General features: G+C 42.7%; 22 protein-coding genes. 10 read left to right on the top strand and 12 right to left on the bottom strand.

The genetic code is table 11. From position 1 onward, the window contains the following. Positions 1-252 precede the first annotated feature (252 nt). Positions 253-840, top strand: coding sequence for a DUF1997 domain-containing protein (locus AC5590_RS07255; protein ID WP_169263498.1), 588 nt, complete (start codon positions 253-255; stop codon positions 838-840). Between the two features lie 208 nt (positions 841-1,048). On the opposite strand, the gene AC5590_RS07250 is transcribed toward AC5590_RS07255, so the two are convergent. The 4 genes from AC5590_RS07250 to AC5590_RS07235 all read right to left on the bottom strand — a co-directional run bounded on the left by AC5590_RS07250 (position 1,049) and on the right by AC5590_RS07235 (position 7,958). Beyond that, positions 1,049-1,732 carry a ribonuclease HII gene (locus AC5590_RS07250; protein WP_169263497.1) on the bottom strand — a complete coding sequence of 228 codons (684 nt, stop codon included), beginning with the start codon at positions 1,730-1,732 and terminating at the stop codon, positions 1,049-1,051. A 7-nt stretch (positions 1,733-1,739) separates the two neighbouring features. After that, positions 1,740-3,869: a ribonuclease E gene (rne, locus tag AC5590_RS07245; protein WP_169263496.1), complete on the bottom strand. Its 2,130-nt coding sequence runs from the start codon at positions 3,867-3,869 to the stop codon at positions 1,740-1,742. A 902-nt stretch (positions 3,870-4,771) separates the two neighbouring features. Beyond that, positions 4,772-7,492 carry a TIGR03936 family radical SAM-associated protein gene (locus tag AC5590_RS07240; RefSeq protein WP_169263495.1) on the bottom strand — a complete coding sequence of 907 codons (2,721 nt, stop codon included), beginning with the start codon at positions 7,490-7,492 and terminating at the stop codon, positions 4,772-4,774. Positions 7,493-7,580: 88 nt separating this feature from the next. Further along, a complete protein-coding gene (locus tag AC5590_RS07235; protein ID WP_169263494.1) occupies positions 7,581-7,958 on the bottom strand; it encodes an STAS domain-containing protein in 378 nt (125 codons plus the stop codon). A 775-nt stretch (positions 7,959-8,733) separates the two neighbouring features. Between AC5590_RS07235 and AC5590_RS07230 the strand changes: the two genes are divergently transcribed. Then, a complete protein-coding gene (locus AC5590_RS07230) occupies positions 8,734-8,940 on the top strand; it encodes a hypothetical protein (protein WP_169263493.1) in 207 nt (68 codons plus the stop codon). A 398-nt stretch (positions 8,941-9,338) separates the two neighbouring features. Here the strand turns inward: AC5590_RS07230 and AC5590_RS07225 are convergent, their stop codons facing one another. Continuing rightward, positions 9,339-9,695: a hypothetical protein gene (locus tag AC5590_RS07225; RefSeq protein ID WP_169263492.1), complete on the bottom strand. Its 357-nt coding sequence runs from the start codon at positions 9,693-9,695 to the stop codon at positions 9,339-9,341. A gap of 203 nt (positions 9,696-9,898) precedes the next feature. Here AC5590_RS07225 and clpS point away from each other — a divergent pair, with 203 nt between their 5' ends. Together clpS and AC5590_RS07215 are read left to right on the top strand one after the other, a co-directional pair. Beyond that, a complete protein-coding gene (clpS, locus tag AC5590_RS07220) occupies positions 9,899-10,180 on the top strand; it encodes an ATP-dependent Clp protease adapter ClpS (RefSeq protein WP_169263491.1) in 282 nt (93 codons plus the stop codon). Between the two features lie 14 nt (positions 10,181-10,194). Continuing rightward, entirely contained in the window at positions 10,195-11,019 is an 825-nt protein-coding gene (locus tag AC5590_RS07215) for a CPBP family intramembrane glutamic endopeptidase (RefSeq protein WP_169263490.1), read from the top strand. Between the two features lie 50 nt (positions 11,020-11,069). On the opposite strand, the gene AC5590_RS07210 is transcribed toward AC5590_RS07215, so the two are convergent. The 5 genes from AC5590_RS07210 to AC5590_RS07190 all read right to left on the bottom strand — a co-directional run bounded on the left by AC5590_RS07210 (position 11,070) and on the right by AC5590_RS07190 (position 15,972). Further along, positions 11,070-13,100, bottom strand: coding sequence for a WG repeat-containing protein (locus tag AC5590_RS07210; protein ID WP_169263489.1), 2,031 nt, complete (start codon positions 13,098-13,100; stop codon positions 11,070-11,072). A gap of 249 nt (positions 13,101-13,349) precedes the next feature. Next, complete coding sequence (locus tag AC5590_RS07205) at positions 13,350-13,601, bottom strand: PIN domain-containing protein (protein ID WP_211178288.1); 252 nt, start codon at positions 13,599-13,601, stop codon at positions 13,350-13,352. After that, positions 13,601-13,765 (bottom strand): hypothetical protein, encoded by a 165-nt coding sequence (locus AC5590_RS07200; protein ID WP_246163079.1) that lies wholly within the window; start codon positions 13,763-13,765, stop codon positions 13,601-13,603. The genes AC5590_RS07205 and AC5590_RS07200 overlap by 1 nt, the downstream gene beginning before the upstream one ends. A 77-nt stretch (positions 13,766-13,842) precedes the next feature. Then, positions 13,843-14,481 (bottom strand): pentapeptide repeat-containing protein, encoded by a 639-nt coding sequence (locus tag AC5590_RS07195; RefSeq protein WP_169263488.1) that lies wholly within the window; start codon positions 14,479-14,481, stop codon positions 13,843-13,845. Between the two features lie 93 nt (positions 14,482-14,574). Further along, positions 14,575-15,972, bottom strand: coding sequence for a DICT sensory domain-containing protein (locus AC5590_RS07190; protein WP_169263487.1), 1,398 nt, complete (start codon positions 15,970-15,972; stop codon positions 14,575-14,577). A 363-nt stretch (positions 15,973-16,335) separates the two neighbouring features. Here AC5590_RS07190 and AC5590_RS07185 point away from each other — a divergent pair, with 363 nt between their 5' ends. Further along, the gene (locus AC5590_RS07185; RefSeq protein WP_169263486.1) at positions 16,336-18,231 is read left to right on the top strand and encodes a DUF3857 domain-containing protein; all 1,896 of its coding nucleotides are present in this window, start codon (positions 16,336-16,338) and stop codon (positions 18,229-18,231) included. Positions 18,232-18,286: 55 nt separating this feature from the next. On the opposite strand, the gene AC5590_RS07180 is transcribed toward AC5590_RS07185, so the two are convergent. Further along, complete coding sequence (locus tag AC5590_RS07180; protein ID WP_211178287.1) at positions 18,287-19,858, bottom strand: photosystem II high light acclimation radical SAM protein; 1,572 nt, start codon at positions 19,856-19,858, stop codon at positions 18,287-18,289. Between the two features lie 847 nt (positions 19,859-20,705). Between AC5590_RS07180 and AC5590_RS07175 the strand changes: the two genes are divergently transcribed. The 4 genes from AC5590_RS07175 to AC5590_RS07160 all read left to right on the top strand — a co-directional run bounded on the left by AC5590_RS07175 (position 20,706) and on the right by AC5590_RS07160 (position 23,346). Continuing rightward, positions 20,706-21,098 carry a DUF1830 domain-containing protein gene (locus AC5590_RS07175; protein WP_169263485.1) on the top strand — a complete coding sequence of 131 codons (393 nt, stop codon included), beginning with the start codon at positions 20,706-20,708 and terminating at the stop codon, positions 21,096-21,098. Positions 21,099-21,257: 159 nt separating this feature from the next. Further along, the gene (locus tag AC5590_RS07170; RefSeq protein WP_169263522.1) at positions 21,258-21,695 is read left to right on the top strand and encodes a DUF4079 domain-containing protein; all 438 of its coding nucleotides are present in this window, start codon (positions 21,258-21,260) and stop codon (positions 21,693-21,695) included. Positions 21,696-21,812: 117 nt separating this feature from the next. Beyond that, positions 21,813-22,379, top strand: a complete 567-nt coding sequence (locus tag AC5590_RS07165) for a hypothetical protein (protein ID WP_169263484.1) — start codon at positions 21,813-21,815, stop codon at positions 22,377-22,379. 187 nt (positions 22,380-22,566) lie between these two features. Then, positions 22,567-23,346 carry an ABC transporter ATP-binding protein gene (locus AC5590_RS07160; RefSeq protein WP_169263521.1) on the top strand — a complete coding sequence of 260 codons (780 nt, stop codon included), beginning with the start codon at positions 22,567-22,569 and terminating at the stop codon, positions 23,344-23,346. 35 nt (positions 23,347-23,381) lie between these two features. Here the strand turns inward: AC5590_RS07160 and AC5590_RS07155 are convergent, their stop codons facing one another. Beyond that, positions 23,382-24,149 carry a response regulator transcription factor gene (locus tag AC5590_RS07155; RefSeq protein WP_169263483.1) on the bottom strand — a complete coding sequence of 256 codons (768 nt, stop codon included), beginning with the start codon at positions 24,147-24,149 and terminating at the stop codon, positions 23,382-23,384. 562 nt (positions 24,150-24,711) lie between these two features. On the opposite strand from AC5590_RS07155, the gene AC5590_RS07150 reads away from it, so the two are divergent. Then, entirely contained in the window at positions 24,712-24,954 is a 243-nt protein-coding gene (locus AC5590_RS07150) for a DUF6761 family protein (protein WP_169156803.1), read from the top strand. The last annotated feature ends 40 nt before the right edge of the window (positions 24,955-24,994 follow it).

Here is a 24,994-nt window from a genome sequence, read left to right as displayed (position 1 = left end):
GCGAGCGTGAAGTCAGTTCACGTCCGCAATCAAGTGGAGGGAATGTTATTTATATTGAGTGTTGTGACTTGTTATCAGACATAATAAACTTCTTTCCACACAAATGAGTTATGACTGATGGCCCTTACGGGTTCGCGATAGGGGTTTCCCCACAGAGGCATGTGGCGTCCGCGCTGGCTCACTTACGACTTATGACGAACACAAATGTTTAAGAAAATATTACAATTATTTAACAGATATTTTAAAAAACTCATGTCTACTCGATTTACTGCCTATCAATCAATCGAAATTGCTGTTCCAGAACAGCCCATTCCAATTCAGCACTACTTACGTCAACCTCAACGCTTGGTTAACGCTTTAGTTGACCCTAGCCGTATCCAACAGCTTTCAGACGAAGTATTTCGGTTGAAAATGCGTCCTCTGAACTTTATGTCACTAAGTATTCAACCAACTGTAGACATGAGAGTCTGGGCTGAATCAAATGGAACAATTTATTTACGATCGCTAAATTGTGAAATCCTTGGTGTAGAGTATATCAACGAGCGCTTTACATTGAATTTGAAAGGGTATTTATTGCCAGAACCGCAAGTTACTAGCACGGTGATCAAAGGAAGAGCCGATTTAGAAGTGTTGCTAGATTTCCCCCCACCATTTTCCTATACACCTAAACCAATACTGGAAGCAACAGGCAATGGTTTGCTCAAAAGTGTTTTGCTGACAATTAAGCAAAGATTACTACATCAACTTTTAGGAGATTATTGCCGTTGGGTAACATTGCAAACGCGAGAAAAAGCGCTTGAGGATAAAAGTATGCCGCTCTTCAACCCAGAGCAATTATGAAGAAATTTTAGTGTTTATGAATATAGAATTGTGATGAACTACAGATGTACATAGACCTATGCAGATGTCACGTTGTTGAGTGAAATCTCAATACGTTCGTAGAATCGGCTAGCTCCAAATATACACCTGTGGGCAAGTAAAAGGTGTCTGTGTTGATAGAAGCACCAAAGTAGATAAAGTAGTTGTGATCTACAACTATGGATAAGGTCTATTTAGCACAACTAAGTACCGTGATTTGACAAGGACGAAACGATTTACGATGTAATGGTGAAGGTCCGTGCTGTTGCAGTGCCATCAGATGCCGCTGACTTCCATAACCCTTGTTGCGTTCCAAGTCATACATAGAATACTTAGAAGCGAGGCGAAGTATAAGGTCATCACGCCAAATTTTCGCAATAATGCTAGCAGAGGCAATAGCAATTGAGCGCTCATCTCCCTTGACTATCGTTTGTTGTGCCAGTGGCAAGTCTTTTACTAACTGATTGCCATCAATTAAACACAAAGCAGGCTGCACCTTTAACTTGAGAACAGCCCGCTTCATTGCTAGCATTGTTGCTTGAAGAATATTCGTCTGGTCAATCTCAGCTGTTGAAGCAAAACCAATTTTCCAGTCTATAGCCAGGGCACAGATTTGTTGCGCTAGCCGCACTCTTCGAGAACTGGATAGCTTTTTACTATCTTTAATTTCAACTGCTGTGAGTTGTGATAAAGCGCTATCTGGTAGTATCACTGCTGCTGCTACCACAGGACCAAACAGGGCACCTCGTCCCACTTCATCCACACCTGCAATCAGCCCTTGAGTACTTGACAGCATGGAAAAATCTAGCCACCTCATCTGTGTGTTGGGTGCTGACAACTTAGTAGAAGTGACAGTTCGCTCCGTCTTAATCATAAGTTTCTTAGTTTTCAGTATCAGTCTCCACAGAGGAAGAACGACGGCGACGGCGGCGCTTATCACTTAGACTGCTGGTTACTTCACTTTCATCTTCTGTCATTACGGGAAGATCCGAGACATCACCTGAGACATCACCTGAGACATCACCCGATACATCACCCGATACATCACCCGATACATCAGATGTCGTTTCTGGAATTGATTCGGTTGGTAGACTGGGTGTGACTACAGCGGTGACTCTAGCAGAGACAGGTGATTCTGAGGTTGATTCAGTTGGTGTTGCAGGACTGTGTCCAGGCAAGGTGACGTTGATAATAACAGATTTGGGATTTCTGACCTCCCGACTCAATTTTTCCAACGGAGAAACTCCCATCTGGGCGTAGACATCCTGTTCCTGAGACGACATTTCTACAGTTACAATCTCCGGTGGTTCTACCACTGGCTTGATTGGTTCTACCTTTGTCACCACTTTATGGCTACGTTCGATGACTCTGTCACTCCCCCAAGAAGGTTTGCTAATAGTGGGTGAAGAGACCTCTGATGGGGTGGGAAGTTCCGGCTCATCATCTATTTCCAAGTCTGGCTCGTTCAAAAACGCCAGAGGGTTATTAGTCCCAACCCGTGGCTCATCTTTGCCATTTCCCCCATTTAACCTTTCTATGCGCGTACTACGGCGGGTACGACGCTTTCTGCTATCAGTCATTTCTTGGTAGCTGGGATGATTGACTAGATTCAAAGTAGCCAAATCATTGTCACTCTCGTATGGTTCCCCATATCCTTCCAAGGTTTCCCGTGATTCAGTCGGTCGAGTTACTGGCAGACGTGGTTCTTTATAGGGCAAGGAAGATGCAAAACGGTCTGGTAATTCTGTTGGTGCCGCGAGGGGTCGGCTTTCAGTTTCTCCTGGTAAATGGACAATGTGCCCTAAACCGCCGCAGGTGGAACAAACTGTACCAAACAATTCGTAAATATTTTGACCTTGACGTTTGCGAGTGAGTTCTACTAAACCTAACTCAGTGAGTTGGGCAATCTGGGGACGAGCTTTGTCTGCTTTGAGTGCTTTGTTGAAATGTTCTAGAACATGCAGTTGATCACGCCGCGATTCCATATCAATAAAATCAACGACAATTACTCCTGCAACATTTCGCAACCGCAGCTGACGAGCAATTTCTGTGGCTGCTTCACAGTTTGTCCATAAAACAGTTTCTCTAGCTGTTGCCGATCGCGTGAATGAACCAGAGTTGACATCTATCACTGTTAATGCTTCTGTCGGCTCGATAATGATATAGCCTCCAGAAGGTAAGTCTACTCTGGGTTTGAGAGCTTCTTTAATTGCAGCATTAATACGGAAGTATTCTAAAATTGGTGCGCGATCACGGTGATGATCTATTAACACCCCTTGCGGTGTTTGTCCACCACTCCAGTTTTGCAAGTACTGTTTCACTCGCTTCAACCCAGTACTGGAGTCTACCACAATTCTGTTTACATCTGCGCCGTACATATCCCTTAGCACGCGCTGGATGAAATCATCATCCCGATTTAAGAGCGCTGGCGGACGCGTTGATTGCCCTTCTTGCTGAATTGCTTCCCATTGCTTTTGCAGCAATTCTAAATCTTCAATAATCGCTTCTTCTGGTTTGCCTTCGGCTTCGGTACGAACTAACAAACCCATCCCTGCTGGTTTAATTAAAATTGCTAGCGCACGCAAACGATTACGTTCGCTTTCACTCCTAATCCGACGTGATAAATTGACTCCCCGACCGTATGGCATCAGTACAACGTAGCGTCCTGGCAAGGTAATGTTCCCGGTGAGCCTTGGTCCTTTAGTACCTGTTGGCTCTTTCATTACTTGCACTAATACTTTTTGCTGCGGTGTTAATAATTCTGTAATCGCCGCTGCTGTACGTCTGAGTCGTAGGGGACCTAAGTCAGTGACATGAATAAACCCATTTCGCTCTGGGTCGCCTATATTAACAAAAGCCGCATCTATCCCAGGTAGTACATTCTCCACTACTCCTAAGTAGATATCACCGATTTGGTGATGTCCTGTGGCCACTACGAGTTCTTGTATTTGGTCTTCAGAAAATACTGCAGCAATTTGATGCTGTTCCGCGATGATAATTTGTTTTGGCATTCAATTATAGTCCTCAAAAACTGGCAGCATTAATAGACTTGGCAGTTTGTTATACCTCTGGCCGCTACAAGCCTGCTTATGCGCTGCGCTTAAAAATTGCGCTCACAAAAAACGAAACAAAGCTACTTAGGCGCTTAACTGCGTTGACAAGCCTGATCCATCCAGAACGGTTGCAATTAATTTAAGCAATTTAATGAACCGTCTGTGGTTAATTTTTGATGCAATACCCAATCGCTGGAAAGTGCGAAGTTCTGAGTTATGAGTTTTGACGAGCCACTACGCCCAAGGGCGCAGCTAATAAAAGTGCGAGGTTTCCCCCCCACCCTTGGAAACTGGCTTGCTCTAAGTAAGCGCTTATAGCAAGCGGCGTTTTATGAGTTGTTTACGCCTGTACGCCCTTGGGGGTTTTCAGCGTGTCCCTTTAGGACTTACAAAAAGCGCGTCTGTTGGAGGAGATACCCGTTCGCCTTTGGCGTGCCGTAGGCATAGGGTAAGTTCTGGGTCATTTACACTTCAACTCGCCACTCGTGACTTAACACTATCTCAACACTCGGTACTCGTTACTCGAACTACCTAAATTGTGGATTGGGCATTCAATTAATTTTAAAAATCATAGAATCAGAGAAGCCAGCAAGCCTATTGTAGGGGAAAAGCTGATTCACACAACCGAGATCAAAGAGAGTGTTATTAATCAGATGGGGTGTTTGTCTTAAATAAAAAACCCGCTAATCGTTTCACTCTAATATCTTTGCTTTTGCGCCCTGAGTATCAGGGTAGTGAATCAGTCCACTCAATGCAGCGCCAGAAAATTTCTCTTGATTCCATTCTAACGCAACCTTGTTAAAAATCAATTATCCTAAGGTGCTACTACAGGGCAATTACTAGCAAATTGCCCCTAAAAACTAAACTGCCAAAATCAGCCGATTCCGGTGAATTTGCAGCAGATTGAATTCTGTATCTGCTACTTGTTCTAGCATAAACAGGACTTGTTCGGGACGCAACAGCACCCCATCATGCCGACAGCTACCTACATATCGCAGGATAACTGCAGGTTCTTCCTGATGATCTCGGTGTTTTGGCAACTCTACTAATTCTAACTCAAATAAGCGATCGCGCAGATTTACCAACTGAATTTTGCCTGACTTGGTTGTGTGTTCCCACCAAAACTCATTTTTGGCTTTGATGGTTTCTACCCAATCTTGCCATTCTACAGGTGTGGCCGAAATAAGGCAACCCACAGTTATGAGATACTCACTAGCTTCCAGAGCTTGGTTTGCAGAACTTGCTTTTAAATCTAGCTCTTGAATCTGATATATGGGAATATCTAATGGCAGAGCATCAGCTAATTTTTGGCGAAAACTCTCCAAGTCAACTGGCTGTGTTAGCTCAAAATCTACAATTTCACCACTGCTGGTGGTTCCCAAAGGCAAAGCATGGGCGATAGAAATGCGAGGGGTTGGATGAAACCCACCAGTAAAAGAAATTGGCAAGCCGGCGCGGCGCACAGATCTATCAAATAAGCGCATCAAATCCAAGTGTCCGACTAAAGCCAAACCCCCTTGCTTGCCAAACCAGACACGCAGCCGTTGTGCTTTGGTCGTATTTGGGACAAACTCACCCGCAAATGCTGGGATAGAAGGCGGCTCTATCACAATATTATGACCAAAGTCAGTGCCACACACGCCACAGTGAGAACAACTTTCAAAAGAGCAATCTGGCACAGTTGCTGCATCTAAAGCGCGTTGCAAATCTTCCTTAAGCCATTTTTTCTCTATACCAGTGTTAATGTGGTCCCAAGGCAGGGGTGAATCAAGGCTAGGGATCCAGGCAGTCAATGCTTGGTTTTCTTTTTTGCTCGTTTCCTCCTTTTCTTTCTCCTTGTCTGCTGTTGTTGCAAACAAGTTCCACTCGCCCTTCTCCACTTGGCGATATTTCCAATCTAAACCAGCTTCCAAGATGGCTTGTTCCCAAGCAATGAAAGCTTTTTCTACACTTTCAAACCAAGAATCCATGCCTGCACCTAATTCCCAAGCACGGCGCAATACTGAACCTAGGTGGCGATCGCCTCGTCCGATAAAATCTTCCATTGCTGAAATGCGGACATCAGTGAAATTCACCTTCACGTCCTTGATACGGCGGAATGCTTGGCGCAGTAACTCTTGCTTGCGCTTAAACTCAGCAGTGGAAACAGAGTGCCACTGAAAAGGTGTATGAGGCTTGGGCGTAAAGTTAGAGATTGTGATGTTAAATGACAGTGCTCTTCTACTTTTCGCTCGACACTCCCTTTTTAACCAGCTTACCGTTTCTGCTATGCCTAAAACATCAGCATCAGTTTCACCTGGCAAGCCAATCATAAAATAAAGTTTAATTTTGTCCCAGCCTTGTTCCCAAGCTGTTTTTACACCCCGCAGTAGTTCTTCGTTCGTCAAACCCTTGTTAACTATATCTCGCATTCTTTGAGTTCCGGCTTCTGGAGCAAAAGTCAGTCCTCCTTGCCGCACACCACCAAGGATGTTGGCAATATTTTCATCAAATCTATCAACTCGTTGGCTTGGTAAAGTAAGAGAAATATTCTCATCTTTGAGCCTATTCTTGATTTCCATCCCCACTGCTGGTAAGGATAAATAATCAGAACAGCTTAAGGACAGTAAAGAAAACTCATTGTAACCTGTTTGCCGCATTCCCGAATCTATTGCTTCCACTACCTTTTGTGGCTCTACATCTCGTGCTGGTCGAGTCAGCATTCCTGGTTGGCAGAAGCGACAGCCACGAGTACAACCACGCCTAATTTCAATTGTCAGGCGGTCATGGACTGGCTCGATATAGGGAACTAACCCGATAGAATAGGCTGGCATTGGGCTTGCTATCCGCCGCACAATTTGTTTTGGGACATCTGGGTGGTTAGGATGAACTGACCCATCCTCTGCCATATCATAAAACAAAGGAACATAGACGCCTGGTATCTGCGCTAAATCCAGCAACAATTCTTTACGACTCAGTCCTGCTTTTTTACCTTCTTCCAAAACTAAGCCGATTTCTGGCAACAGTTCCTCACCATCTCCTAAGGCGAAAAAGTCGAAGAACTCAGCATACGGTTCCGGATTGGATGTAGCTGTCTGTCCCCCTGCAAAAATCAGAGGGTAACTAAAGGAGAAGGGTGTACGGGGGGACGACGAGGAAGTAACGTCCTCGTTATCTGATTTTGTCTCCACCTCTAGACGTTCTTGCCAAGTTAGGGGAATTCCAGCTAAGTCCAACATTTCTAAAATGTTGGTTGCTCCGAGTTCATAACTGAGGCTAAAGCCTAGAATGTCAAATTCGCTTAGTGATCGCTTAGATTCTACGGCGAACAATGGTGTCTTTGTTGCTCGTAGTTTTATTGCTAGATCTGATCCTGGTAGGTAAGCGCGATCGCATAACTGACGCGGCTGAGCGTTCAGTATATTATAAAGGATAATGTGTCCTAAATTCGATGCGCCCACTTCATAAATTTCCGGGTATGTTAGAACCCAATGGATTTCTGCCGTATACCAAGGCTTATGAATTGCTAAGAGCTCGTTACCTAAGTAACGAGCTGGTTTTACTATATCCGATGTGATTAACTTTTCAACTGCAACATTCACTGTGCTATCTTTTAGCTACCTTAATTACAGCTACTCACTTCTAACATTAGCATTTTAATGGTGTTTCAACAGAGCCACTGATTTTTCCTTAAGACTTTTTTTGACATGAGTTCGTTTTCACTGATTGGATCGCAAAGCAAGCTGCTTCAAATGCCGCTTTCCCTTCAAATATCTCAAAAACCCTATCTAACTGAGTCATTTCAAATATAATTCTCAAGCATGGTGAAATAGAGCACAGGCTAAAGCTCCGTCCTAGTTTCTGAGATAGCTTAAGTGCAGACACTAATGCCATCAAGCCAGCACTGTCAACAGATTCCACAAACTCTAAGTCTACGAGTAACAAACAAACCCCGTCTTGTGAGAGTGCTTTGGTTATATTTGTTTCAAATTCTAAAGCGTTTGTGGCATTTAGGCAACCTTGAGGACTAATAACAGTTATTTTTGGATAGTCTAGTAGTACTTGCATCGTTTTAAAGTTATTGAACTTTAAGGTTAGATGTATTTGACCATAAACTTTTTTTTCTCACATCGACCATTCGTCTTAGTTATCTTTGCTGAATCTTTATTGCTATAGAGTTACTGTTTAAAGATTCTCAAAAACCCTAGTGTAACTGTGTTTCAATATACTTTTTTTTTATATTTAGGAAAATATAATCTTCACAAATTGCCGTAGAGGCGATGATAAACAGCTAATTACACCTAGAAATTTTATTTATCATACTTCGATTGAATTGCAAGAGGAAGCGTTAACCTTACAACAGCCACTTCGTTGATAAACCTATCTTAAAAATAAGACACACAAAAAACCCCCGCAGTGAGCGAAAAGTTCCTTTGTGGAATATCCAAACCCTCCTGTTGTTCAAAGCAGCATCTTTCCATGAGGTGCGCAACTGTTTTGGTACAACAGATCAGGATTTTTATCTGCCTGATCACTCGTACTGAACAACTGCGGTGCCTTTTTACTTTATGAACTGCTTTGACGTCACGATTAGTCGGGTTAAAATACCCCCATGACTTAATTTTGCTGTGTGGGTTAAAACGTAGATGTGTACAACCTTACTTACTTGCCTCTTTCCCTTTTGAGCAAGAAGTCTGCTGATAATTGGCAGATAGTTGAAGCAGCAATGAGCTATGTTTCCAGATTTTTGTGATCTTGATCGCTTACACAGACAGTTTGAGATCACTCTTTATATCAAATGATACCATAGATAATGATTACCTATAAACTGGGTGTAATCAGAATGACAACAAAATACTCTATTCGTCGATTAGTAGAAAAAGCTCTTGATATAAAAAAGTTGACTCCTGAAATAGAAAATGAAATCAACTCAGAATTGACACAACTGGGTTATATTTCAGACGTTGACTATGAAGCTTTAGAACTTTTAATGGCAGAGATGGATGCTGGTCGTGTTCAATTAGTTCCAAGCGCAGGTTGTTTCTTCTAAGTGGTTGGATTGATAGCTTTTTACTGAAATTAAGTAAACACTATAGTAGTCACCGAACTTCAATAGCAGAAAAAATAGAAACTACAGTAACGGTAGTACCAATAATTACACTGAAATATTGTCACTACTGATACTTTTTCTAAAGGTTAAATACACCTATTGCACGAATAGTGGAAAAATAGAAAAGAACAGGTCGAGCAGTACTGATGACCTCTGAACAGTTCAAAGAACTACAACCATGTGAGTTTCAACGGTTGAGTGCTGTAGGAGAAAGCTTTTTTCGGACAGTCCTGAGTGCTTTCTTCACAACGGATGCACGAAGCAATTCAACGTATGAAAGATGCAGGTATTCGTTATCAGTCCTGAATTCTCAAGACGAGTTTTGACTCATTTGCACTTCAACACTCAGAACTTTCTTTTTGTGCTTGCCAAATTTCGTGAATAAACTGATTGAGTTGTTGCTTAGCATCTAAAATCTGTCCTGGTTTTGGTTGTTTTGCCAAAACCTCACTTAAAAAACCTATGACTTCTGTGTCTAAGGCAGGTTGAAATAAATTGATAGACCAAAGCAGATCAGAAGCATCTCGCAGATCAATGATCTGCGGGATTTCTTGAGTGAAGGCGACTAGCAGCCAAGGACGTACCCAACACAACTGACGGGAAACGACTACTTGAATGACTTCTGCGTACAGCCTCCTGTCGCTATGCTCTAAATACACAATTTGTCCTGCTTTAAACTCCACACTCATGTTCATGCAGTTTAGGCGCATTTTTATCAATTCTAAGAGAATAAGGTGTCAACACACAGCAAAGCCATGCAGCTATCAACCCAGAAGCGCAAAAATTTTGACTTACACCACATTTGTATGAGTATGCTATAAAATGGATAAATAAGTGTTAAGCAATATTTTGACAAATATTCTGCTGTACTAATTCAGCCAAAAAAGAGTAAAGAGCCGTGTCTGTCGAAACTTTACAGAAGAATTCAACATCCCGCAAGCTAGCGCCTCGGTATCGCGTTTTGCTTCATAACGATAACCACAACTCTATGGAGCATGTGGTACAAGTTCTATTAACTACAGTGCCAAACCTTACCCAGCCTCAAGCTGTTAGCATTATGATGGAAGCGCATAGCAATGGTTTTGCCTTAGTTATTACTTGCGCTCAAGAACACGCTGAGTTCTATTGCGAAACCTTGAAAAATCATGGTTTGACCAGCACAATTGAGCCTGAGGAATAGTTGGGCTATTTGAATTGAAAAAAGTTTTACTCCGTTTACGCCAACGCCCTGCCCCAATAAGGCTGGGCGCTTTTATATTAACTTTGGTGGGAATATGGTTGCCCATAGCCGTACCTATTTATTTGTTGGTAGATGATTCCAATTTAGTCGCTATCTTGACTATGGTACCGCTGGCAATTGGATTTTTCGTGCTTCTCCCTATATGGAACAAATATGTATACCAGCAGCGACAGATATTTCGGCACTATGGTTTAGAAAGAACACGCCTCAATAAAGTGGAACTGGTGCGCGGCTTGGCTATTGGGCTGATTACCATTCTGATTCTATTTAGTTTAGAAGGACTCCTGGGTTGGTTGGTGTGGCAAAAACCCAATATTTTTTTGCTCAGAGTCGTTTTAGAAGGGTTAATTACCAGTTTGGGTGTGGCATTTGCAGAGGAATTGTTTTTCAGGGGGTGGATATTGGATGAACTGCAGCGGGATTATACCCCCCCTGTCGTACTTTGGACAGATGCCACCATTTTTGCGATCGCCCACTTTATTAAACCACTGCCAGAAGTCATTCGCACCTCCCCGCAATTTTTTGGCTTATTGTTGCTAGGGTTAACACTGGTATGGGCGAAGCGGGGTTCCAGGGGACGCCTAGGTTTACCGATTGGTTTACATGGTGGTTTAGTTTGGGGATACTACATTATTAATGTTGGGGGATTGATGAAATATTCTCGTCAAGTTCCCGACTGGGTGACGGGCGTGAATGATAATCCTTTGGCAGGAGTGATAGGGTTGGTGTTTTTGGGTGGGCTGGCGTTGTGGATGAGGGGGCGGGCAGTGAAAATTTGAATAATTAAAAATGGAGTTTTGCTGGGTTACGGACAAAGTACTAACGCACCTTACTTTAAGGGATTGCGAATATAGCCTCTGTTATTGTTAATATTTACCCACGCCAATGTTTCGGAAAAATTTCCGGCCTTATCAAATTGTGGTTGAATGACGAAGTTGCCATTCTTGTCGATGTAACCCCACTTGCTGCCAGTCTTTACTGCCGCTAGCCCTTCGGAAAACTTCCCAACCTCATCAAATTGCGCCTTGACTACGAGGTTTCCCGTTTTGTCAATGTAACCCCAGTTGCTACCAATCTTTACACCTGCCAGACCTTCAAAAAAATTCCAGGCTTGATCAAATTGCGCCTTGACTACGAGGTTTCCCGTTTTGTCGATGTGACCCCACTTGCCACCAATCTTTACGCCTGCCAGACCTTCATTAAATATATATACCTGATCAAATTGTGGTTGAATTACGAAGTTTCCCGTTTTGTCGATGTAACCCCACTTGCCACCAATCTTTACGCCTGCCAGATCTTCATTAAATTTATATACCTGATCAAATTGTGCCTTGACTACGAAGTTTCCCGTTTTGTCGATGTAACCGTACTTGCCGCCAGTCTTTACTCCTGCCAACCCTTCGGAAAAGTCTTGAGCCTCAGGAAATTTTCGTTCAATTACAAAACGTCCTGTCTTGTCTATATAACCCCAAGTGCGAGCAACTCGTACCCGCGCCAGCCCTTGGGAAAACTTTTGAGCACGATCTTTGGCATACTGTGGCGGAATCACAAAGCGTCCAGTTTTGTCTATATAGCCTCCGTTCTGACCAGAAATCCACACTACTGCCAGTCCTTCAGAAAAGTTATCAGCGTCGTCAAATTGCGGTCGAATGACTTCGGTACCGTTCTTGTCGATATAGCCGTACTTACCGTCAATGTTTACCTTCGCCAGCTCATCGGAAAAATAGCTAACTCCTTCAAATCGTGGCTCAATCGCCCAGTTAATATTCTGTGGCGATGCACTCGGCGTTGTTGATGGAGATGTTGTCGGTAGCGCAGAGGCTATTGGTGTTGGAGAAGCTGTTACAGGTTGCGAAGATGGAGATGGAGAGCGATTTAGTAGAATAACAGTAGCAATGACTCCTATTCCTAGTCCGCCCAGTCCAATTAAACCTCCCCACAGAAATGATTGAGGAATTTGTGACGTGACACGAGCAACTCTATTAAACTGTTGGGACTGCTGTGGGGTTTGTTGCTGTGGGATTTGTTGCTGTGGCGCTAAAGCATTTACTGCTTGTAAAGCTTCAGATGCTGACTGGTAGCGCTGACTAAAGTGGTAGCCCACCATTTTGTTTAAAACTTCTTCTAACTTCTTGTTGACTTGTGCATAATGACTCCACATCAGTTCACCTGTTGTAGAGTCTTGGAGAAACTGTTGAGGAAGTAACCCTGTGAGCGCTTGGATAGCAACCATTCCTGCGGCATATACATCGCTACATAATTTGGGGTCACGATTAGCTTGTTCATTCGGCATATAGCCAGGAGTACCAATAGCAATGGTAGACCTTACGACACCTTGAGTGTTCTTTGCTAAAGTTCCAATCTCTTTGACTGCACCAAAGTCAATGAGAACAATCTTGCCATCTGTTCGGCGGCGGATTAAATTTTTAGGCTTGATATCTCGGTGAATAATATTCCGTTGATGGACAACCGCCAATACTTCCAAGATTTCCTGCAACAATTGAAGGACTTCGTTTTCACTAAAACGCTTGCCAGGACTGAGTTCTTTGCTGAGATCATGCCCATCAACAAATTCCTGAACCAGATAGAATTCCCCATTTTCTTCAAAGTGGGCAAAAAGGTTTGGGATTTTGTCATGCTGACCTAATAAGTACTGAACTTGTGCTTCTGTTTCAAACAAACGTCTGGCAATGGATAAAAGATCTGGATCGAGGCTTGGCGGTTTCAGGTGTTTTACGACACATTGAGGATGCTTGGGTAAATCCCTGTCTCTCGCTAAGTAAGTGTCGCCAAATCCTCCGCTTCCTATGTGTGCAACGATTTGATAGCGATGACGCAGGATTGTTCCTTGGACAAGCATACAGCTGATGGAAGTGCGTTATACATTCACGTCTATTCTGGCACAATTACCACAATTAAACAGTAGAATGCCTTATAAGACTATATTTCTTGACTTCCATCACCAAATAGTGTTCCTGCTGGATAGTTTAATTTTGCAGTCCCGACTAATCACTGGCACTCCCAGATACAAAGCTGTAGCAGCAATAATGCGATCTGGTAAATCTGGCACTTGTGTGCGCTCAACTAAACGCAAAGCTTGGGCTATATGTCAATCAAATGGAACTTCTGCTAATACAGCATCAGTTGTGTCAACAACTGCAAGCAGTCTCTCAAGCGTCAGTGCAGAAATACGTCCTTTCTCGCTTAAGTAGACAATCTCAGCTAGGGTAATTGAGGAGAAAGCAACTTGATCGCCAGCAGATGCAATTTGTGCGATCATACTTCTTGCAGTAATCGAGAGTCGCGCATCAGCAAAAATATACCAGATCACTGTGTGAGTATCAGCGACAGCACGCAGCATTAAATGTCCTCCCGTGGGAAGTTAGCCCATTCCTGACTGCGGGCTGCATCAATTTCGGATTCTGAAGGTGCTTGTCCCAAATCAGCACATAAACCCCACAATGATTTGCGGGGTGTAGGCGGGTTGTCGATTAACTCGCGTTCTATTTCAGGAGCAATTTGCACCAATCAAACGCACCTTGTCCACTGTTGAAAGCTGCAATGCTTGCTTAAGAACTTCCTGTAGACTCATAAGTTTTTCCTTACGAAACTCTCTCAACCGATGTCCCTACCAAACACGCTCTCTCCAAATTCACACCATTTAAATTAGCCCCATCTAATTCAGCACAAAGTAAATTAGCACCCGTCAAATTCGCACCAGCAAGATTGGCTTTGCGCAAGTCAGTTTCTTCCAAATTCGCCTCACTTAACAACGCACCTTGCAAATCAGCGCGACTCAAGTCTGCACCTTTAAGATTCGCCCCAGTCAAATTCGCGCCTCGCAAGTCAGCACCTCGAAAGTCAACACCTTGCAAGTTGACATTCATCAAATTGGCACCACTCAAGAAAGCACCTGCAAGGGAGACTTCACTCAGTCTTGCTCCCATTAAATTAGCACCACGCAAATTTCCACCTCGTAAGTCAGCGCCTGTCAAATCTGCTTGCATCAAGTTCGCTCCCATAAGGTTCGCCCGCAAGTCAGTTTCTACGAGGTTGGCTCCCATCAAATTTGCACCTTCTAAATGTCCACCTTCGAGTTTGGAACCTGTAAAAATTGTGCCAACAAGGTGAGCACCAGCAAGATTAACGCGACTTAAATCAGCGTTTGATAAATCTTCGTCCTCTAAATTTGTTCCTGGCAGATTTTTGAGTTTTCCTAATCGAATTTCTTCTATGTTCATATAAATTATGGATTATCAAGATAATTACATTTTGCACACAGACACAAAGGTACAAAGAGTTTCTCAGCGTCTGTGAGCTTTTGTATCAAATGATTATTTGTCGTAAGTGCGAATCTGCTCACTAGTTTTGCTTTCGCTATCTAACCTGCTATTGAGTAGCCACATACTAGTGCTAGCTTTAGGTGTCATCACAGGTACATCCAGTCCCTGTTGTAAACCCATGACTAATAAAGCCAATGTATCTACAAGTTTAGGATCAAAGCGATAGGATTGCAGTTGCCTGCACTCTTCTAAAGCTTGAGCAAATATCTCCTCGCGACTTAACTGAGACATTTCTTTGTGATTCAGCCGCCATTGGAAATCCGCGACTAATGCGAGAATTCTCGACTCCAAAGGAATTTCATCTCCAACTAACCGGGCTGGTTCACCTGTACCATCCCAGTACTCAGTTTGATGTGTAATAATTTGGGCGATCGCTCGCAATTGTGGCATAGTTCGCAGAACTTGCGCTCCTGGTACCAAAGGACAACTCAAGGCACAAGTGGGTGCATCTTCTTGGTAGCGTGTAGAAGTTCCACCAGAAAGAACGCTTTCTACTCTTTGCAATGGATCTATACGGTGCAGCAAAGCTGCAAGACGCAAACGTTTCATCTGCCATGCAGGAATATCCAAAAGTTGCCCCATTGTTTCTGCTAGCGCTACCACTTGTGCGGCTGCCATTGGATTGGTAGTATCAGTAGCATCAATAATTTGCGCCATCCGTAAAAATGCTTGGATTTCGTTGGAAACCAGGTTACCGTCCAAGGCTTGATGGCGAGTTGCTGTAGGCACGGAAATGTTCACTTGCCCTGTTTGGAGGTACTCTACTACCCGAGAAACCACTGCACTCAAGTCTTCTGGTGTTGCAAGACGCGACTGAATTGCCTGTTTATGTGCCTTGAGTTTTTGTGCCAGTTCTGGGTTATATTCTCCGATATGGGAAATTGCCAATTCTGCTGTTTCTTTGACTAACTCTGGCTCAAATGTCCACAAGCCGTAGAATTTCCGCTCTACATCTGATGCAGGTACTCCGCTAGAACCATAATCAGCGACTGAAAGTTCTTGACAAATTACCATTGCTGTGTATCCTGGTGCGAGAATAATCAAGTGCCATTCCTGCGCCACTGGATCAGTTGAATCTAATCCTACCAGGTTCACATTGGGCAACTGGCTTGTGGGATGTTCAGCAAAGCCTGTATCCAGAGAAGCCATGATCGCGATTTGACCAGATTTTTTAGCAATATCTGCATATCTTTCGGCTTCTTGCAAATACCATTTTCCTTGTTGGAAGGCTGTGATGACTAAAGGTGTACTGTCGTCAGTTAAAATGTGGTCTTCCAGAGCATGACACAAGGAAACCAAGGTGTTTTTGTAGTAAACGCCGTATTGAATTGGTCTTTTACTATGGCGATGAGCTGCTTCTAGCTTTTGTAAAATTGAGCCTTCTAACATGGTATTTAATCAAATGAAACGCAAAGACGCTAAGCAACGACAAAGGAGAAAGTTTTGAGTTTTGAATTTGATCTGAAGTTTGCGCCAATTATTTTTTAGTTTACTGTTTAAAGGCTACGCTACGCCAATGCACTGAGGGCTACAATGGTGATTTTGTGATCAGTGTGCCGCAAGCCGTAGGCATAGGGATTGGTATGCGCTGTGCCCTTACAAAGAACAGGATTTCAGACAACTGAAGATACTGTATTACTATTGACAAGTTTATCACCATAAAAAATACGAAAATTCCTGATGAAATTTGTCACAACAATACTAGTACTAAATATTACTTTAATTAGCAGAATTTTCTTAAGCATAGTGCCTATGAAAGCCTATGGCATTGAGGTTAGACAGCTTTTAAGTTTCCAAACTCTTAACAGGAAGGTTCAAACTCCAGTTAAAACAGCAGGCACTACCACGGAAAAACAGCCAACCACTCCACCGGCTAAACCAGTGGTTGAAAATGCCAGAATGGACAACTATGAAAATCACTACCAAGTCAATCTCGACTACACCTATACAGAAGTGATTGCCCAACGGATGACTTTGCTAACTCGACAGGGAATTGAAGATTGGCAGCGGGCAAACCAGAGTTATTCTCCTGACACTCAATCATTGGAATTAGTTGAGGCTTATGTGATTCAACCGAATGGGGAAAAAGTCAAAGTCACTGAAGAAAATATTTTCACCCGCCCAAGCCAGGAATCACAGGATGCACCCGGATTTTCCAACAGTATGACAACAACTGTGGTGTTTCCAAAACTGATGGTAGGTAGCCAAACCTTCGTTAAATGGAAACTGACTCAGAAAAAGCCATCAATTGACTTCAGTGATATAGAGACTCCATCATTTCGAGAGTCATCGGTTAAGGAAACCGTGCAAATCTCCATACCAACTTCACTCAAACTGCGCTGGAAAAAGCGGGGTGCTTATGTGGTGAGTGATAAAATTCAAGGCGATCGCAGGATAATTACGGCTGTGATTGCCAACCAGCCAGCCCGTCAGTCTGAAAATGACATGGTTGATCCTACAGATGTTGATTCTGTCTTTGTGTTTTCCAATCTTGATAGTTGGGAGGAACTGGGTAAAATCGTTTGGCGGGATTGGCACGACAAGGCTGTGGTGACACCAGAGATTAAAAGGCTGGCAGACAAAATTACGGGAGACAAACAAGGCATTGAAGCGACACGGTTAATCTATAACTGGGTTGCTCAAAATATTAAATATGTCGCCGTTTACCTGACAGAATCTGCAGGCTACATACCCCATACTTCCACAGCAATTTTGCGAAATGGTTATGGAGATTGTAAAGATTATGTGCTTTTAATGCAAACCTTGCTAAAAGCGAAAGGTATTAATTCTGTGCCTGTGTTAGTTAACTGGGGTTCGATATATCAAACAGTTCCATTACCAACAAGTTCTCAGTTTAATCATGCAATTATTTATCTACCTGATTACAAGATTTTTGCAAATCCGACTGATAATTATGCATCTTTTGGACAACTGGATGTTTCTTTACGCAATAAATTTGTAGTGATGGCAACACAAAAAGGTCTCACTGCATACACGCCAAAATCCATTGCTAATCAAAATCGCTATTCCATGACTAGTACAATCACAATTGCTAACGATGGAAGCATCAACGGGCAAAGTGAAGTGCAATACTTCGGAAGTTTCAACACTCCATCTCGGCGCTACTTTGCTTCCGATAAACCAGAGCAAATTGTCAATCAACTCCTCGCTGCAACTCCTGAAGGGGGTAGTGGTACGCTAGAAACTAGTGACCTGAATAATCTGGAGCAACCTGTGACAGTCAAGGGCAAATGGCTAAGCCCTTATGCTGTAAGTATAGACAAACAAATTTATTTTAGTACGCCTTTTGGAGTTAGTACGATAAATCCACAATCGCTGCGCGGATTTATCACATTTAATAAGCGTTCGTATCCCCTGGTTGTGGGAGCAGGGAATGGAAGTTGGGAGTACAAAATTATACTACCTACTGGATATAAAATCAGTCATTTACCTGAAAATAGAAGCTTCTCAAACGCTGCTGGAGAATACAAATGCCGTTATGAAGTAGGCAACGGATACATTCGAGTTCAGCGCAATTTAACGTTCCAAAAGGATGTTTATAGTGCTCAAGAATATCCAGCGTTCCAAGATTTGATTTACAAGATAATTAATGATGCACGCAGTGTGATGGTTTTAGAAAAATTTTAAAAACACTATGTTCCCCCGCTAGCTGGAAATAGGAAGAGTTAACGGGGGACAAAAGTTATGATACTGCAAGCAATTTTTTCTCTTTCACCTCAAGGGGTGCACAAAGTGCTTCCTCTAAATCAGCACAACCGACTCTTTCCTCTAAAATTTTCATAACTTCGCGTCCGAAGTCGTTGGGGTTCCGTCGCCATGCTTCTAAGCAGACTTCACCAAAGAAGGAACCGAGAGGTTCGGGATTCCAGAGAAGTTTTCTAGCGTTCCAGGGCATATGGCTCATTGGATTGTACCCCTGTTTAACGATTCCTTCTTTAAAGGCATACTCTTCTAAATGGGTATGAGGTTGTAGCCCAATGAAGAAGATCGCAGGTTCAACTTTGTCAGCACCAAAAATTTTTTCTAATTCGCGGTGGTAGGCGATCGTTTGGCGAATAGTTTCGGGGCGTTCGTCAATAACGTTAAAGGAGTAGTTGACAGAGACTAAGTCGTTAAATCCAGCAGCTTTTAAGTCGCGACAGTTTTGTAAAACTGTTCGCAGGTTATAGCCCATGCGCATCTTACGAACAAGTTCTTGAGAACCACTGGTAATACCAATTTCAAAGTAGTTCATCCCTGTTTTCACCATCAACTCACACGTCTTTGGTGCGAGGTTGTCAGCGCGGATGTATGCTGCCCAGTGAATATCTGTCATTCCGGAATCGACGATTTTCTGTAGCAATTCCTCTGCATCTTCGATAAATTTTCGGGCGGGGATGAATTGGGCATCGGTAAACCAGAAGTTACGTATGCCCCGATTGTAAAGTTGTCGCATTTCGGCAACAACTTCATCCGCAGGATTGATACGTACCTGTTTACCTTCTACAACCGTGTAAACGCAATAGCAGCAGTTATGGGGACAACCACGTTTGGTTTGCACACCGATGTAGAAATCTCCTTCCTGTAGGTAATAACTAAACTCGGACCAGATGCTTTCGATATAGTCGTAGTTACAAGCAGTTTTTTGTACTGGAGTGGGTTGTTCGTGGATCAGGCGTGTACGTGGTTGAGATTCTCCCACTGTGTAGCAACGCTCTGAAGTAATATCTGTTCGAGTTAAAAGTTTTTCTAGCAGGGTTTCGCCCTCACCCACAGAAACAATTGTCCCCTTTGGTAGACTTTTACCAAGCTGTTCGTAAAATACACTCACAGCACCACCACCCACAACGACGCGGATATCTGGATGATATTTTTGGGCACGTTTCAAACCACGTTTGATTAATCCGAGGTTACGCCACAATTCCCCATAGTAACTTGTCAGCATCCGTAAGCCGCCAAAAGCACCGTGTAATTTCACTAGGGGGTTTTTGGCATAGAAAATTTCAAAGGAATATTGTAATGGGTTACCACCACGTCCACCCACAGGAGCATAAATTTGGATATCTCGCCACGAATACACTAATAGTGTGGGTTTGAATTCATCGATACACTGATCCAGAGCACTGGCATAATCTAAAGGCGGTACTGTCCCCAAATCAAAAATCCGCTGTTCAATTGTGGGAAACAGCTTGTGAACGTGATCTGCAAGATAAACTACCCCAATAGGAAAGATGGGGTTACAAGGAAGGCGAACATACAGAATTCGATTGTCCATCACAAATTTTCTAACTTCTATCTTGCTGTTTTCAACGGAAGGCGAGAACAATATCTTTTAAAGAAGTGTTTATTTTGTTTTTGTCCTATATCTTAATATTACTTGACATTCACCCAGATTATTGATTATTCTATTGTGTTTCTTGAAAGCAGCGCCACGGGTGGCGATTGCCTACGGCAGAGCTACGCTTAACGCCTCTATTTTTGGATTCATATTGAATCTAAAATTCACACCACCCGCGATGAATGCAAAAAACACTTTTTTCACGCCAAATACCTAGGTCGGGAGAGCCTCATCAAGTACTGGCTCAACGGACAGGTGCCTCAAGTCGGGAGACCCTTTCGGCAGTTCCTCATGCGGGAAACCCCCAAGACCAGACTGCCTCACCCCGGCACTGTCCTCCCCTACACCCCTACACCCCTACACCCCTGTATTTCTTGAAAGCAGTGAAAATTAGGTGAGCACATTTTGCTGTCATATTTCTAGTATCTGAGGTGAGATTCTATAATTTTTTTTCATACATCATATAGCTTTACAACAACACCAGTTATCTTTGGTAAGTGATGATCCATATACCTTATTTGTGGTTTAGAAAATTAGCGAAAACACGTCAATCACAAAAATTGTGATTTTTTAGTGAACCAGGAAACATTATATTTGTGGGAGCATAATGTACAATTGCGTAAAAGGCATAGATTTTTACAAATTTTTCATAAACTCGCACATCTTAAGATAGAAATAATCTAGAAAACTTCAGTTGGTAGTCGGGGTTACAGCAACTGGGGATCAGCCAGTGCTAGGTTTGCTGGTGTAATATAAAATAGTGGCGTAAAATTCCTCAGCAGTTATGGCTCAAATATTAGATCCTCTACCTCCTGAGCAATCGGGAAAACTGTTTTGTTGTTACGTAAATGCCACAAGTAAAATACAGGTGGCTCGCATCTCCAATATTCCTAACTGGTACTTTGAACGGGTTGTTTTTCCTGGACAAAGGTTAGTTTTTGAAGCACCAAAACAAGCTCAACTTGAAATTCACACCGGCATGATGGCAAGTGCAATTTTATCGGATAAAATTCCGTGCGATCGCCTTGCAATCAGTGAACCTAACAGTTTTTTGTTTGACACAGATTCAGGATCAGTTATGGACCCTATCAATAAAAAACCAATTGTGCACATTAATACAATAACCGGAGATTTAATAAAATCCTTACAAGTCGCTGGTTTAGTATCCGTTGATTAAGAAAACAAATTTTGCTTAGTTTGAGGGTTGCTGAGTTCAGCAACCCTCTTTTGTTTTGTGTTTAACGTAGTTCGACGGAATTCCCCATCCCTGAGTGCGGCGGGGATGGAATGTCCTCATCGCCTCCATCACTCGACTGTGCCATCTACAATGTTTACTATGAGCCTACCTTCTTTTCTTTGGCTGTGGAGAATAGCAGCATGGTCGATGGGTTTATCGCTACTAGCTTATTTACTGTTAGCGATAACCGGTGTTTGGATGTTTCGTGCCAGAAGACTACAGCAAGAAGAACCTAGCTGGCTGCATTTTTTTCACTATATGATTGGCAGTTGCATGGTAAGTTTAGTGCTGCTTCTGCTACTGATTGGCATTATTGGCACTTTAGGTCACTTTGGTTCTTTGGGACACTCGCCACATCTGATTGCTGGTTTGACAGCAGTGGTGCTGGTTTTGCTGTCTGCTGGAAGTGCATTGCTGATCAATGCTAGACGACTTTGGGCTAGACGTATCCACATAAGTGCTAATATTGTCCTGTTTTTTGGCTTTGCTTGGGTATCGTTAACAGGCTGGAGTGTCGTACAAAAGTACTTACCATAATTAATTGGAAATGACGCGATCGCTTCACGATTAATTTGCCAACGAATATCTGGAAGAAAAACTCTGACCTTATTTCCAGCTAATATTAATTTAAAGCACAATAATCATGATGGAGCCGTGACAGCAAACTCAGCCGATACTTCATCTTCTATTTTTCGACTATCTCCTTTAATTAGGATCACACTTTTGGGTCTATATGTGGCACTTACCACACCCTTACCTTTCCTCTCACAGGTAACAGCAGCACCCGTACCACCAGTTTTGTTATGGGTGGGTATTATCATCGGTTTTATTGGTCTGTATGCAGCGTTGAGTGAACGTGTAATTGTAGATGACCAGGGAATTCAGCTAACTTATCCTCAGTGGGTGCCACGTTTTTTCCGCAAAGGCTGGTCTTTACCTTGGTCTCAAGTAAAAGAGTTAAAACCCCGCACAACTGGTCAAGGAGGAATCGTTTACTACTTTTTGACTCACGAAGGAAAAGCTTACTTGCTACCAATGCGTGTGGTTGGGTTTGCCCGTTTGGTAAAATTTGTGCAACAGAAGACACAGGTAGATACGACAGATGTCTATCCCTTAGCACAACCGTGGATGTATTTAATTTTACTTTTTATGACGCTATTGCTGCTATTGGTTGATGGTTGGACAATCACCACAGCGTTAGCACAAGGCAACATAAATTAGAGTTTCACCTAAAGTAGGCAATCGAGAATTTACAGTACGGCGGATGTAACGAATAAGTTATCAAGGGCACAACCCAAAGACTAACTATTTGCTACATCCGTTATCTGCGGCTTGCTAAATTGGAGTGAGACTAAAAGGACAATTACCACAACAAAGGTTAAATTTGGAAATTCAACAAGACACGCAGATGGGGAAACTTACCCTCAAAACACAACTGCGACTAGAACAAGTCAGTCTTTTTGCCAGCCTGAAAACCCAGAGTCATGATAACCAATTGGGATATCCAATATTACAGGATATTTCCTTTGAGATATTTGAGGGGGAACGCGTTGCTATTGTTGGACCATCTGGTGCAGGAAAAACTTATTTATTACGCTTGCTGAACCGTTTAAGTGAACCCACAAGCGGTAAAATTTATCTGGAAAATCAGGAGTATTCGCAAATTCCTGTGTTGCAGCTACGCTCCATAATAACACTCGTATCCCAAGAACCGAAGCTATTAGGAATGACAGTAAAAGAAGCTTTGGCTTATCCTCTGGTTTTGCGTGGTTTACCCAAACAAACAATTCAGCAACGCGTCAGTCACTGGATAGAACAGTTGCAAATTCCGGATGAATGGTTAACGCGGACTGAGGTGCAGCTTTCTTTGGGTCAAAGACAGCTTGTGGCAATCGCCCGTGCTTTAGTCATTCAACCAAAAATTTTATTGTTAGATGAACCAACCTCTGCCTTAGATATAAAGCAGGCTGAGCATCTGATGGAAATTTTAAGCCAGTTGGCTCAAAATTATCAAACAACAGTTGTTATGGTCAATCACCAGCTAGAGCTAGCTGAGAAGTTTTGTACACGGCTTTTATGCTTACAACAAGGTCGCTTACTTGTCAATCAAGAAGCGTCTGAAATAAGTTGGGTTAACTTAAGAGAAAAGTTAACCCAAGCAAAAGCCCAAAACGAATTTGAATTTTGAATTAGCGAATTATTTACTCCTTTTGTTCCTGTGTTTCAGCGCTGAGTACTAAGCATAGAACGTTGATTACTGAATCTTTCTTTAGGTAACTTTGTTGACGAGTTTGGAATATTAGCATTTAAAACTTCCGTGTTAAATCTGTATCCTACATTACGGATAGTTTGAATAAAACTAGGTTGGCGGGGATCTAGTTCTACTTTTTTCCGTAATGATAAAACATGAGTATCAATGGTGCGTGGATTATCTATAGCATCAGGCCAAGCGCGGCGTAACAGCTCTGATCGACTTAAAGGAACTCCTCCTGCTTGCGCCAAAACGTAAAGTAAACTGAATTCCTGAGGTGTCAAGTCGATAAACTCCCCGAGGATACGAACGCGACGTTGTACCAAATCAATTTGCAAAGTACCATAGTCTAAGTAAGCTGGTGCAACAGGTGTGCGCTTACGGCGAATAAGTGCCTCAACCCGTGCAAGAAATTCCTGCATCCCAAAAGGTTTGCAGAGGTAGTCATCTGATCCCGCTTTTAAACCAGCCACAATATCAGCCTCATTATTACGGGCAGATAGCATTAGAATCAGAGGCTGTTGTTGACGATGTAACCAACGGGAGAATTCAATACCATCACCATCAGGTAAGTCGGCATCCAGAATAACCAATGTCGGTTGATGGCTTAAAAACACTTCTCTAGCTTGGTAAATACTTGCAGCTTGATGCACCCGATAGTCCAGTTGTTGCAGGTGCCAACCAAGCAATGACCTCAGATGGGGATTTCCCTCAATGATTTCAATACAAACCGAACCCACGGTGGCAAGACCCCTTAGCGTGCATAAATTTCAAGGTAACAAAGCCTATGTCTTAGGTTTTGTAATCCTTGTTACCTCAACTGTTATTAGATTCATATTTACTAATATCAATACAGGAAAAGCGTTTAATTAACGCGTTGTCCAAAGCCAAGTTAGTAATAATCTTAAATTTTTGTTAGACTGAGTGAAAACGCTTTTGATTACAAACTCTGCTCTCGATATGGGTGCCATTTACCGAGGAAGTCTCACTAAAATGAGCTAACCTCTGCAAAAAAAGTTTTTTGCTTTGCGGTGGAAACACATTCGATGTGGCTCTACAGATTGGTACTCACATTCTCCAGATCAGTGAAGTTATTGGTTGAGGCAATTATAACCAATAGCTTAGCTGATAATCATATTTCCAGTTTTATGGAATAGGATCGAGATAGTCTGTAGCCGCTCGAGATTTTTCCATTAGGGGGAGATATCGTCTTTTAGTTAATGCCAAACTGAAAGTGAGACTTTCCTTAGGTACTCGAATAAATTACAATCCTCTATTCCAGATAGTTTTCCAACAGCAGTTATGCTCCAAGACACACAAACCATCCGCTATTACCAAAGACTCACTGACGCCTTCGTCGAGTTATGGAATCGCGGTTATCGCATGGATGATATGCGGATGTATTTGGATGGCTATATAGCCGCACTGCAACACGGTAACGCTATTGAACCGTATCTGATTCATCGCTTAGAAGAGGAGGCTAATCGCTACTTGCACGATGTTTCAAACTTCACAATGACGCAACCACAACTGGATTACTATTAATATATTGCTTTTGTTAGCAATAGTACCAGTACCTTAACGC

It is taken from the genome of Brasilonema octagenarum UFV-OR1, from assembly GCF_963888615.1.
GTDB classification, from domain to species: Bacteria; Cyanobacteriota; Cyanobacteriia; order Cyanobacteriales; family Nostocaceae; genus Brasilonema; species Brasilonema sennae.
Note: the sequence above shows the minus strand (reverse complement) of the source record. Positions and strands in the feature narration are given on the sequence as shown.